The following is a 12,390-nucleotide window of genomic DNA, read 5'->3' as shown; positions in this document are numbered from 1 at the left end:
TCTTAATTTTATTGTAAAACGCTTACAGGACTGATTCAATAATAATTGAACCCAACTTTTGCAACGATACTCAAACACTAATTGGGCTATTCAATGTTAGATAATTGGTCTAAGTTTTCTTTATACTAATATACATACATTTCGTATCTTCCATACTTCTTCTTACAATTATCTACTTCGTATTGTTTGATAAATTTAGACATAAAAAATACCACCTTTTATTTATTAAAAAGTGGTATTGAGAGTGATTATTTTGTTTGACGTTCCATGTAACATACTTGGTCTTCAAAATCTCCAACTCCTTCGATAACCATTCCGTTTTCATCAATTACATTAGTATTAAATCTCATCCTAAACATAATAGGCTCAGACCAAAATGTAATCATTCCTTCTTCGTCCAATGTATATTCGAAGTCAACGTCTTCATTGTGCTCAATTTTTGCTATATCATTTTCATCAAAATCCACAGAGATTATTATAGGACACTGTGGCTCGCCTTGTACTTCTCCGTCTTCATATCCTGCAGTTGCTACCCATTTTCCACCTACTAAATACTCATCTGTAATAATCTCTTTCCCACATCCTGTCAGAAAAAGAATAATTACAATGAGAGCTCCCCTTCATTTCAAATCAATCAATCTCCTTTACAAAAACATATGAATCAATTATGTAGATTAAAACACTATTATTTTCAAATTACAACAAATCCAAAGACTGCTCACTGTTGTTTTCGACTTTACTAACTTTTTTATCATACTATTTTATTATCCACTTAATTAGTCTGTGTTTTATCTGAGTTATTCTTCTGTTTGCCGTTCTAAATAAAAATTTCTTCCTTCTATTCCGTATAACCCTATTCCTTTGTTATATTATTACAGCCAGCTAGTATCATAATATAAATATACCAATTTTACTTTTTTCAAGTAACGCTCCCTATTAGAGCAAATCCGTTCGACCTTTGATATTCACTTTCCAGAATCTATTTCAAGTTGTTTTCCCCATAACATTTTAAGTCCCATTACAGTTTACTCACAATCGATTAGTATTGTTCCGCAGTGCTTCTAAAGAAAATACCATCTTCATTTAGGCAGTATTAAAAAAATTACTCTCCCTGCCGTTCCATGTAACAGACCTGATCCTCAAAGCCTCCTACTCCAGCAATAGCCATTGCATCATCATCAATTAATTTAATATCATAACGCATATTTAGGCTTAAATATTCTGAGTAAAATATAACTCTATCTTTCTTATCTTCCTCAAATGAATATTCAAATTCTTGATCAGGATACTCAATATAAACTAAATTATTATTTTTAAAAGTCATCGAAATAACTGTATGACATTGTGGATCTCCTTCAGCTTCACCATTCTCATATCCTGCTGTTGCTACCCATGTACCGCCTACTAAATATTCCTTAGGTACTTCACTTTTACAACCAATTAATAATAGCAAAATAAATATACTGAGCATTATTCTTTTCATTTAAAAACTCCCCAATCGTTAATTTCGTTCCGTTAAGTTTAATTGTATTAATATCTCTTGCTTTGTTATTTTGTCATGTTTTATCAATTCTTCTAATAATTTATAAGATCGTTGATCAAACAATGGGTACCCTCCAAATCTTAATTTTATTGTAAAACGCTTACATATCCGATTCAATAATAATTGAACCTAACTTTTGCAAACGATATCAAAACACTAATTGGGCTATTTAAATAATTGGTCTAAGTTTTCTTTATAATAATACACATACACAATGGAATGGATATTCAATACTTATTTATGCAGCAGCAAAAAACAATATAATCGATGTACTTGTTACAGACGATCAAGTTTCAGAATATTTACTAAGAAAATCAGAAAAAGTGTTAGTGGTTCCAAGACCACTAACACCCTTAATATGGAACGTTCTTCTAGAACAATTGTTCAAAGAAAATAAAAGTCTATAATATTAGTCTTACTTAAAAGTGTACCTAGTTATAGGCTATTGATATTATCCCCCCAAAAAATCTATTTTCCTACTTTATTGTGTGATAGGCATGTTTTATAATACAAAATATAATACAGAGTTTTGCAACAAAAAAGTAACAAGGTATCACAAATAAAAAGGCTTGCCAGCCCAAACAAATATCCTACAGTAAGGGAGTGTAATATATTTAAGATGTTATAAGTGGGTTTTAAGTTATTCTTCTTTTGTTTGACGTTCTAAATAGCATACTTGATCTTCCATTTGTCCTTGACCTTCAATGACGATACCATTTTCATCTATTATTGTAGTATCAAACCACATCCTTTTACTTAGAGAATCTGAATAAAAAGAGATTTGACCATCTCGTTCTTCCGATATTGTGTATTCAAACTCTTCAGCTATATGCTCGATATAAACCATATTTTCATCTATAAAATTTAGTCCTCTAATAATAGGACATTCTGGATTTCCATCTACTTCTCCACCTTCATATCCAGCAGTTGCGACCCAGTTTCCTTCCTGCAAGTAATCAATAGTTATATACTCTTCACAACCTACTAGTAGTAATAGGATAAATATCAAAAAAATTACTTTTTTCATTTTATTTATCAACTCCAAAAAATATTTCTTTATATATTCCTTCATCCATTTCCAATATCTTATTAACTTCAGAAACTACTGCATTCCAATCTTTTATAGCAATAGACTCTTCAGGGTATATTATATCAGAGTTGTCTATACTAATTTTTTCCCAACGATCAAATATATTATATGTTTCCTCACTTGGATAAAAACTGAGTAGGTCTTGTTCATTTTTTCCATCAGTACTTTTAACACTGCTCACACCCACTTCCAAACGAATATCAATTCCAATTTCAAGAGCCTCTTTTACTGTTAATTCTTCATCTAGTTTATTTCTACCTTTATAGTAATCAGCCCCTTTACTCACTACCTTTAATGGAATTGATAATTTTTTAGCTGTAGCAACTGTTGATCCTACAGTATCAGTTGCCCAATTAAGCCAATAATTCTTACTGTAATTTGCTCTTTCTTCTCGAGTTTTATCATTCAAAGTTTGATTGAAGAACTCCGACCCTTTACCAGTACCATAATATGTTATTTCCGTACCATGATAATGAGTAGCTATCATATTTTCAGATTCAAACATAAAATCTCTAAATTCACCTTCACTCATTATTTTTTGATGACTCGGTGAAAATACTGCCTTCTCTATACTAGAAGAAACATGATAAGAAGTTTTTTCAGCATAATCTGACTTATATTCAAGCTTAGAAATATTTATAATCTCATTCTTTCCTATTGCCCCAATATAATCATTTAATAATAAACTATATGTTATTAAATTTCTTTTAATATTTGGATCTTCAAGGTGTGCCTCCCGTAGATTGTTTGATCCAGTATATAAATACATTTCAAGCAACATTAATTCATTAGCAAGATTTTCTTGAGATATAACAACATTGTCATTTAAGTAATTTTTTAATTCATCAATACTTTGTTCATTCATCAAGCCTGGAATAGATTCAAAATGTTTCTTTTGATCATCAGTTAGATAGATGTTTTGAATGTACTCATATAATAAATCTTTTTCTCTATCAGATAAAGGCACGGACGATATATTTACTATATTGCCATTTCCATCTTCATCAATATTCACTTTATCCATTATCGCCTCTATCTCCGCACCATAAAACACATTCTCTCCATGCACTTTCTCTATCAATGCTTGATATCCATCTAAATTAATAGCACTTAACATACTATAATTCTCAATATCAATACTTCCATTCTTCACCTTACCTACCAGATCGCTAAGGTATTTCATCATGGCATCCAAATCTTCTCGTGCACCTTCTAATATCTTTTGACCTTGCTTATCGACCTCATGTAGTCTTTCAACAATCTTATCGACTTTAGTTTTTCCTTTTTCAATGCTATCGATAAATAGGGAGTCGTCAATCGGAGATAAGTCAATAATATCTCGAACTCCTCTTAATATATCATTTGTTTCTTCTGTTAATTGCACCGTAACATCTCTGGCTTTATCAAAACCGCTTTTTAATTCTCCACTCAAAAAATCCTCATTGATATATCCTTGGGAATGAGGTTCAAATTCTTGTATGACTTCTTTCATTTGTTTTAATTTTGCTTTCAAATCTTCTAATGATTTTTGTAGAAATTCTAAGAAAGGTAGATGACAATCGTAATAATACGCACGCATGGAATCGGCCATTTTACCTTTAAAACTTTCATCGGTATTGTGAAAAGAATTTATAGCGCTCTCCACAGATGAAATTTGTTCCGCCACTTTTGATACATCTGTCATTGTCTTTTCAAACTCAGTAAAGATATGTTCAACATCTAACGTCTTCAACCAACCACCCTTTGGATTTTATGCTGTCACTTATGTAAAATATTCAAATAATGCTATATATTTACATTATAAAATAAACCCGTGCCATTAGGTAGGGGTCATACGTTGTGTTTAGGTCTAAAACCACTATTAAATAAGCGAAAAGAATTAGTTCTTTGTATTCAGTTTTGTCATCAATTTATACTTTGTTGATAAAACAATGAGCTCTGCTACGAGAGACAATTGGTCTCCCGTAGCTTTCCCCCTCAATTAGCCTTGTTTATAACAAAATTACCATTACAATGATTCTTCTAGTAAATATTCTGTGTTTCGAATTAGCAAATCATATGCGTAATCAGAAATAAGCTCTTCACTTCGATGATATTCTAAGAGATTCTGAAAACCATTTAAATGCTTCACCAATTTTTCCTCTTGCTCTGTTTCTTCAAAACGTTTCAATGCGATAAGATGAACTTCCAGCGACCTCGCCACATTATCATCTGCAAATTCACCATCCTCCTGTAAATTCTTTACTTTCTGTTGCAGGCTATCCAAGGATGGTGCTTCCACACTAACATTTATATTTTTATTTAATGTTTTGCCGTTTTCTTCATAACGAACGACAATTTCCTGATCTCCTATTACCGTTGGATCAAATCCTGTAATCTCTGAAAGCTCTGTAACATCCCGTTGATAACCATTATCATATCTTGCATCAACGTTTACATTTAATTTTTCATGTAAGATGTATTCTAAATCACCCTCAATATCCAATTCCTCTAGTTGAGAAATTGGCAAATCCTCAGATTCCTCTACCCCTGCTATTTGATACATCCCTCTCACTTTTAGAGAGAGTGGTTCTTCTGTTTTATCTTCTCGATACCAACCAGCATTACCTTCTCCCAAAAACTCAATGGGAGATTTTTCAAGTTCTTTCGCCTTTAATTGAGACATGGTGTAATAGAATATACTACTTCGCTTCAAATGATATTGGCTGGTAATCATAGAAAATGAATCTATATCATCATAATTATTGTACAAAATCTCAAAACTGTTCGAGGCGTTTTCAACGGTATTTGAACTTTCATTTTCTACAATGATCCTGTCTTCAGAAAGACCATGATCCACTAACCAGTCATGCATTCGATCTCCTTCAGTCCAGCCATTTTTCTCTACTCCTCCGGTTACTAACACATAAGAGTTAGGGTATTTTTCAGCACTATTTAGAGCAACTTCTAATCTACCAATTAATTCGTCTTCCATCTCACCATTACTATCTAAAGCAAACCCTAAAACAACAAACACATGGGTATCATCTTCTGGCAAACCATCAGGAGCTACATTTAAATTTTCTTCCATTTCATTCTCAATCCAGTCCCACCGATCAATGACTGCATTCCATATTGTATAATCTTCTGGAAATTCTTCATCCATCAAATCGAGCGTTCTTGCAACGTCAGTACGTGCTTCTTCACCATAATAATAGATTAATTCACTTATTCGTTCATCCGGACTTTCTTGAATGTTTTTGGGCTCTGACTCTGCTGATACAGTTGAAAAAGATAGAAAACCGATGATCAGTAGTGTACTGATAAAAATCATATAAATTTTTTTCATTTACAACACCTCGCTTTGTTCTTTTTCAATTATTTTTCATACAAACCTGTGATATCATGTTATTCATGATTTACATTTGTTCGCCTTATTCTTTTCTGGAACAAATACTACTTTTCTCTATAGTCTAGTGTCATCCATCCACATCGATCATAAAAATATCAAATGAAAAATTTGGGAGTTCGCCACCTCCATTTTTAATATACTTTCCACTCGAGAATCTGTTTAGCAACTTTTGTTACATCTGTCATTATCTCTTCAGCTTCGAGTAAAAATTGGTTCAGAATCTAGCGCCCTTCATCAACCTCCCTATTGATTTTATGATATCACTTATCTAAAATATTCAAATAATACTATATATTTACACTATAAAAAAGAATGGGGACTAATCAGTGGATTTGAGGTCGAAATCGAAAATGAATAAGTATAAAAATTAGTTATATGAATAGCTTATATCATTACCAAACCAATATACCTCCCATAGCAAAGAAGGATATAGAAGAAATGATACGGATTGGATTTGTTTAATTTTTATAAAAAACAACCCGTAGATGTTAATTCCAATCTACGGGTTTTACTATATATCTATACTGCCATTAATTCTACAAGTTTCTTAATTTTTCTAGACTAAAAATTCTTTAGAAAATATGTGCACCGATTAAAGTGATAATCAAGACGACAATACCAGCAATGGCCTCACTAGTAGTATATGTTTTCAGTCCGCCTTTCACTGTTAATCCAGCAATCTTGGTAGTGATCCAGAATCCGCTGTCGTTCACATGGCCTAACATTAAACCTCCTGATAAAGAAGCCATCGCTACCCAAACAGGATGAACATCTACCCCTGTAACAACTCCTGCCATGATAGTCATGGTCGTAATTCCAGCAACAGTACCCGAACCAGTTATCGTCCGGAATAATACACCCATGAAAAATGCTAATAAAATTACACTTAATACAGATTGTACATCACTTACAAATATATCTAGGATAGCTTGGTCAATACCAGTACTTTGAATAATAGCACCAAAAGCACCGCCTGCACCAGTAATTAATAATACAATACCAGTTGCTTGCATTGCCTCCGAAGAAGATGCATCTCTTTGTTTCTTATTAAGCGATTTTGCTGCTACAAAGTATGCAGCAATTGCACCAATGAGTAAAGCTATAATTCTATCACTTAAGAAAGTGATAATCTCTGGATTTTCATCATAGAAAACATTCCCAACTGAACCTAACAAAATCATGATACTTGGTAAAATGATTGGGATAATCGCTATCCATGCAGAAGGAGGATTATCTGGAATCTCCATTTCACCATATGGGTTATCCATCGTAGAATCCTCATCGGTTTCCTTTTTCCAAAAACCTTTATCAAGAATAACGAAGTAAATTTTTATCGTTACCAAGGTAGCAATGAACCCAACGATTGCACCTACAGAAATCATAATACCTAAATCGAAATCTAAAATACTCGCAGCTGCCAAAGGATTTGGTGTAGGTGGCACCAAAGTATGGGAAAGTGCTGCCCCGATCACAATAGCACCTACTGGATACGGTAGTGGCTTATTTAGTTGTTTTCCAATTTGCACTGAAAGCGGTACCAAAATCAAGAAAGCTACATCAAAGAAAACGGGTATAGCTAATACAAATGCAGCAAGCCCAATAGAATAAAGTGCTAGTTTTTCAGATGTCTTCGTTACAATTGCATGAGCAATTGAATAAGCACCACCTGAATCAGAAATCAACTTACCTAAGATTACTCCTAACCCGATTGGAATACCGAGGTCTCGCATCATACTGCCAAAACCATTGGAAATTCCTTCAATCGTTCCAACTAACCCCAAGCCAGATGCAATACCCATGAATAAACTAGCAATTACTAAGGCCATGGCAACATTCAATTTAAAAAATACAACAACTCCCAACATGATGGCTAAGGCTATTACCAAATAAACTATCAACATCATATCTTCCCCCATAAAATCCCCCCTGTAAAAAGGCGCTTACCTCCTAGCCAACCAAATAGTAATCCGTAGATTTTGCTGAAATAGCGCCTATTTATTTCAAATTTTCTTATGCGTCTTTAAATACTTCTGTTAAATTGGCATCTTTTGATAAAGTAACTCCGAAGCCTGGTCGATCATCAAGCTTCACTTTTCCGTTTTCAGGAATAACCTCTCCTTCTAACAATGGATAATATTGCGGAACTACCTTATCCGCATTTGGACTCATTACTAGATATTCCGCAAACGGACTATTTGTTTTAGTAATTACATAATGATAGCTATATACCCCGCTACCATGTGGGATGACATATTTACCATAGCTTTCTGCAAGATTACCAATCTTAATAAGTTCTGTTAGGCCTCCACACCAACCTACATCCGGTTGTAAGATATCTAAATCGGTAAATTCTAATAACATCTTAAATCCGTAACGGGTAGCTTCATGCTCTCCACCAGTGACCATCATATTATTAGGAGCACGTTTCTTCAGATCTCGGTATGACCAGTAATCATCTGGATTAAAGCATTCTTCAATCCAACGAAGATCATATTCATTTGATTTTTCCATCAGCTTTTGTGCGTACGGTAAATCAAGTGCCATCCAACAATCCCACATAAGCATGAACTCATCACCTACTTTTTCACGCATAGCAGCTAATCGTTTAATATTCTTTTTTAATCCAGCTTCACCATCAGCTGGTCCATAAACTAGTGGCATTTTCCCGCCAATAAAGCCCATTTCTTTTGCTAAATCTGGACGAGGTCCGGTTGCATAACAGGAAATTTCATCTCGAACCTTACCACCGATCATTGCATATACAGGCTCTTGTCTTATTTTCCCTAGTAAGTCCCATAACGCTAGATCAACCGCAGAAATCGCATTCATGACGACGCCTTTCCGACCATAGTACATCGTAGCCCGATACATTTGATCCCACATTTTCTCTATTGCTTCAACAGGCTGCTCAACGATAAAGCGATCTAAATGGTTCATTACAATCCAGGCTGCAGGATAACCTCCAGTAGAGATTCCAACTCCAACTTCCCCATTATCCGATTCCACTTCAACTACGATTGTCTTTAGTGCATTAATCCCAAAACTTGTACGTGTCTTTTTATATTCAGGATAAATACTCATTGGAGTAGCAATTTGATTGACAATCCAATGTTCTTCACCTTGATCATGATAGTCACCTCCGCCACCGCCAACAACATAGGCGCGAATGTCAACAATCTTATGTCCTGTTACGCTCATCATATATTCCTCCTCAAAATTGTTTTATATTTAGTGAAAGTTCTTTGAATACCATCTAAGTTTTTTATCTATTTAAATCAAGAAAAATTTTACTACTTTTGACTTTACCTTCTACTAAGTCCATAAAGGATTGTTGTCCATCTTCCAAGCTCCTAACTTCTGTCCATCCTTTTGGCGTAATCTTTTCCTCTATTAATAACTGAACAGCATCTAAGAAATCTTGTCTTGAATAACAGAACGAACCAAGAACTGTAATTTCACTACGTATATAATGATTAATCGGAACAATCGTCTCATCAATTCCGAGACCAACATTCATAATTACACCGCCTGGATTAACCACATTTGCAGATTGTGTACGTGTTGGTTGAAATCCTACTGCATCAATTACAACATCTATCCCCTTATAGCCTGTAATTTCATTTAATTTATCCTCAAAGTCATCTTTAGAATTATTTAAAGTGTCTTCGATTCCTACTTTTGTAAGCGTCTGTAGTCGGTCTTCATTAATATCCGCTACAATAACTTTATTTGCCCCCAGTTCCTTTGCTACAAAAGCACTCAGTAACCCAATTGCTCCGGCTCCATACACCAAAATATTTGGCACCGTATGCATACTGATTGCACGTCTTATTGCCCTGAATGTACATGCTAATGGTTCTGCTAAGGAAGCTGCAAAGGAATCAAGCTCTTCTGGAATCTCAACGATAGAACTTCCGGGAACTGCTACATATTCTGCAAATGCTCCTGAACGATGAATTCCGATGATTTCTCTATGTTCACACTGTGTTTCATTGCCACGAATACACTGTTTACAAGTTCCACAAGTTAATAGTGGATTAACGACTACTTTTGTTCCTTTTACAATCCCTGTAACAGATTTCCCTATATCCGCTACACGTCCACTAAACTCATGCCCCATTACTAGCGGAGGTATACGCAAGCTGTTATGCCCTAGAAACCCTTCAATCTCTGATCCGCAAAGTCCCACTACATCTACTTTAACGAGTACTTCATCTTGTTTGACTTCAGGTATTGGTCTTTCCTCGATATCCATTTCCTTTGGCCCATTCCATGATAAAACTTTCATTAAATCTCCCCCTAGTTGTTATTAATCTATCGTGTTCTCTAATATCCCTATGTTTTCGATCTCGATCTTGCATGTGTCACCAGACTTTAAGAATACTTGTGGATCTCGAAACACTCCAACCCCATGAGGTGTTCCAGTTGCGATAATATCTCCTGGTTCAAATGTAAATCCTTTTGATAAGTAAGAAATAATGTAAGGAATGTCAAAAATTAAATTAGTTGTATTAGAATCTTGCAATTTCTCACCATTAAGCTCCAATGTAATATCAAGCTGATGTGGATTTTCAATGTCATCCTTTGTAACAATCACAGGGCCAATTGGCGCGAATGTATCGTAGGATTTCCCACGAACCCATTGTACATCTTCAAATTGAATGTCTCTTGCACTTACATCATTGATTATTGTGTAACCAAATACATAATCAAGTGCTTCTTCTTCTGTAATATTTTTTCCTTTCTTTCCTATTACAACTGCTAGTTCTGCTTCATAGTCAACTTGCACAGATTCCTCTGGTAATTTAATTACATCATCAGGACCAATAATACAAGAAGCCCATTTGGAAAAAATCATTGGCTTTTTCGGTGGTTCTACATCTTGTTCAATACAATGATCCATATAATTGTTCCCTACACAAACTAATTTCCCAGGACGGTTAACAGGAGCCAGAATCTTAACATCTTCCCATTTGTAGGTAACTCCAGATAACGAATCTATATTCTTCTCTGCCCATTGCCATACCGATATGATAGATTCCATAATTTCTTCATTTTGAATAACTATAGAGTCTAAATCATATTCCATTAACAAACTTTCATCATTGGCTTGGTTAAACTGCTCAGTTAATTTTTGCAGATCATAAACCGTTTCTTCTTTTTGAATACCTACTTTTGTTTGTCCATTGTGTTGAAATGTGAGTAACTTCATATCATAACCTCTTTTCTCAAATTTGAATTAATAGAATCGAACTTGACAACGCTTCCATTAAATTCCCAAAAAACATCAGTAATTTTACACTGATCTTTCTTTTAGTTTTTTATAGTAAACTAAGTTTTTATTAGTAAACTAATTATATGATAACAATATTTTATTGTCAAACAATTCCCGCATTTATAAATTCATTCTTAACTTAATTACAATTAGCAAAGTAGAGTTCATCTACAGAATAGATTGCTAAATATGGAAAAATTGACACTTAAATAAATTCTATAATAGAATATAGCTAAGTTTTCTTTATTAAACTAAGTTTATTATTTTAAAAGAATATGAGGGTGAATAAGAAATTGACTAAAAAAAAGTATTGGGTACCAGCTCTTGAGAGAGCAAATACTGTTATTGAAGAAATTGCAAATTCCCCACATCAGTTGAGATTAATCGATTTATCAAATCGTTTAGAAATAAACAAAAGCTCGATGTTTTCTTTATTACATACATTAGAAACATTGGGATGGGTCACAAAGGATAAAAGTGAAACATATGCATTGGGATCTGTTTTGGGATTCCTCGGAACAACTTATTTAAACCAATTTAATATTTTGGAAACGTTTGCTAATGAAGCAAGAAAATCAATCGAACAAGTAGATGAGCATATTCAGCTGGGAAAATTAATTGGAAGTGATGTGTTTTATATTGGAAGAGAGGAAGGAAGCTCACCAGTACGACTAGTGACAGATCCTGGAACCCGTTATCCTGCATATGCATCTGCAATAGGAAAAATTCAATTATCCAAATATAACTATGAAGAATTGAAAGCAGTATATCCAGAAGGCGAATTTGAAAGAAAAACCGATTTTACTGTACGTAATGTTGATGCATTATGGAAGCAAATTGAACATGCTAAAAAAAATGGATTTGTAATAGAGGAACAAGAAGGAGCACAAGGATTTTATTGTGTTGCCGCACCAGTTTTTAACCAAAGTAATGAAATAGAATATGGGGTCAGTTTTACGATGACTGAGCATAGTTGGAAAAACAAAAAAACATTAGCTACGGAAGAAATTATCAAGTTAGCGAATAAGTTATCCGAGAATGGTGGGTCTTTTTCGGTTTCTCGTGGAGGGAATTAATTAGCTTAGTTGTAC

The 12,390-nt window shown here is 34.0% G+C and carries 10 protein-coding genes; 1 reads left to right on the top strand and 9 read right to left on the bottom strand.

Features of this window, described 5'->3' with window-relative positions; all coding sequences use genetic code 11:
• Positions 1 to 248: 248 nt before the first annotated feature.
• From ABC346_RS07465 to ABC346_RS07425, 9 genes are all read right to left on the bottom strand, one after another.
• Positions 249 to 386, bottom strand: coding sequence for a hypothetical protein (locus ABC346_RS07465; protein WP_413234254.1), 138 nt, complete (start codon positions 384 to 386; stop codon positions 249 to 251).
• Positions 387 to 1,102: 716 nt separating this feature from the next.
• Positions 1,103 to 1,483 carry a hypothetical protein gene (locus tag ABC346_RS07460; protein WP_413234253.1) on the bottom strand — a complete coding sequence of 127 codons (381 nt, stop codon included), beginning with the start codon at positions 1,481 to 1,483 and terminating at the stop codon, positions 1,103 to 1,105.
• A gap of 700 nt (positions 1,484 to 2,183) precedes the next feature.
• The gene (locus ABC346_RS07455; protein WP_413234252.1) at positions 2,184 to 2,570 is read right to left on the bottom strand and encodes a hypothetical protein; all 387 of its coding nucleotides are present in this window, start codon (positions 2,568 to 2,570) and stop codon (positions 2,184 to 2,186) included.
• A 1-nt stretch (position 2,571) separates the two neighbouring features.
• On the bottom strand, positions 2,572 to 4,365 hold the full coding sequence (locus tag ABC346_RS07450; protein ID WP_413234251.1) for a T7SS effector LXG polymorphic toxin: 1,794 nt from the start codon (positions 4,363 to 4,365) through the stop codon (positions 2,572 to 2,574).
• Positions 4,366 to 4,641: 276 nt separating this feature from the next.
• Positions 4,642 to 5,961, bottom strand: coding sequence for a YdcF family protein (locus tag ABC346_RS07445; protein ID WP_413234250.1), 1,320 nt, complete (start codon positions 5,959 to 5,961; stop codon positions 4,642 to 4,644).
• 635 nt (positions 5,962 to 6,596) lie between these two features.
• The gene (locus ABC346_RS07440) at positions 6,597 to 7,940 is read right to left on the bottom strand and encodes a GntP family permease (RefSeq protein WP_413234249.1); all 1,344 of its coding nucleotides are present in this window, start codon (positions 7,938 to 7,940) and stop codon (positions 6,597 to 6,599) included.
• 94 nt (positions 7,941 to 8,034) lie between these two features.
• Entirely contained in the window at positions 8,035 to 9,222 is a 1,188-nt protein-coding gene (gene rhmD / locus ABC346_RS07435) for an L-rhamnonate dehydratase (RefSeq protein ID WP_413234248.1), read from the bottom strand.
• Positions 9,223 to 9,286: 64 nt separating this feature from the next.
• Positions 9,287 to 10,312 (bottom strand): zinc-dependent alcohol dehydrogenase, encoded by a 1,026-nt coding sequence (locus ABC346_RS07430; RefSeq protein ID WP_413234247.1) that lies wholly within the window; start codon positions 10,310 to 10,312, stop codon positions 9,287 to 9,289.
• Between the two features lie 21 nt (positions 10,313 to 10,333).
• Positions 10,334 to 11,236 carry a fumarylacetoacetate hydrolase family protein gene (locus ABC346_RS07425; protein WP_413234246.1) on the bottom strand — a complete coding sequence of 301 codons (903 nt, stop codon included), beginning with the start codon at positions 11,234 to 11,236 and terminating at the stop codon, positions 10,334 to 10,336.
• 356 nt (positions 11,237 to 11,592) lie between these two features.
• Here ABC346_RS07425 and ABC346_RS07420 point away from each other — a divergent pair, with 356 nt between their 5' ends.
• On the top strand, positions 11,593 to 12,375 hold the full coding sequence (locus ABC346_RS07420) for an IclR family transcriptional regulator (protein ID WP_413234245.1): 783 nt from the start codon (positions 11,593 to 11,595) through the stop codon (positions 12,373 to 12,375).
• The last annotated feature ends 15 nt before the right edge of the window (positions 12,376 to 12,390 follow it).

This window comes from Oceanobacillus phoenicis (genome assembly GCF_047238145.1).
GTDB lineage: Bacteria > Bacillota > Bacilli > Bacillales > Amphibacillaceae > Oceanobacillus.
Note: the sequence above shows the minus strand (reverse complement) of the source record. Positions and strands in the feature narration are given on the sequence as shown.

What these genes read in the sequence shown, in the direction of transcription:
- ABC346_RS07425 (WP_413234246.1), bottom strand. Translation starts at nt 11,236, where the DNA reads ATGAAGTTACTCACATTTCAACACAATGGACAAACAAAAGTAGGTATT.
- ABC346_RS07445 (WP_413234250.1), bottom strand. Translation starts at nt 5,961, where the DNA reads ATGAAAAAAATTTATATGATTTTTATCAGTACACTACTGATCATCGGT.
- rhmD (WP_413234248.1), bottom strand. Translation starts at nt 9,222, where the DNA reads ATGAGCGTAACAGGACATAAGATTGTTGACATTCGCGCCTATGTTGTT.
- ABC346_RS07465 (WP_413234254.1), bottom strand. Translation starts at nt 386, where the DNA reads ATGATTACATTTTGGTCTGAGCCTATTATGTTTAGGATGAGATTTAAT.
- ABC346_RS07455 (WP_413234252.1), bottom strand. Translation starts at nt 2,570, where the DNA reads ATGAAAAAAGTAATTTTTTTGATATTTATCCTATTACTACTAGTAGGT.
- ABC346_RS07440 (WP_413234249.1), bottom strand. Translation starts at nt 7,940, where the DNA reads ATGGGGGAAGATATGATGTTGATAGTTTATTTGGTAATAGCCTTAGCC.
- ABC346_RS07460 (WP_413234253.1), bottom strand. Translation starts at nt 1,483, where the DNA reads ATGAAAAGAATAATGCTCAGTATATTTATTTTGCTATTATTAATTGGT.
- ABC346_RS07430 (WP_413234247.1), bottom strand. Translation starts at nt 10,312, where the DNA reads ATGAAAGTTTTATCATGGAATGGGCCAAAGGAAATGGATATCGAGGAA.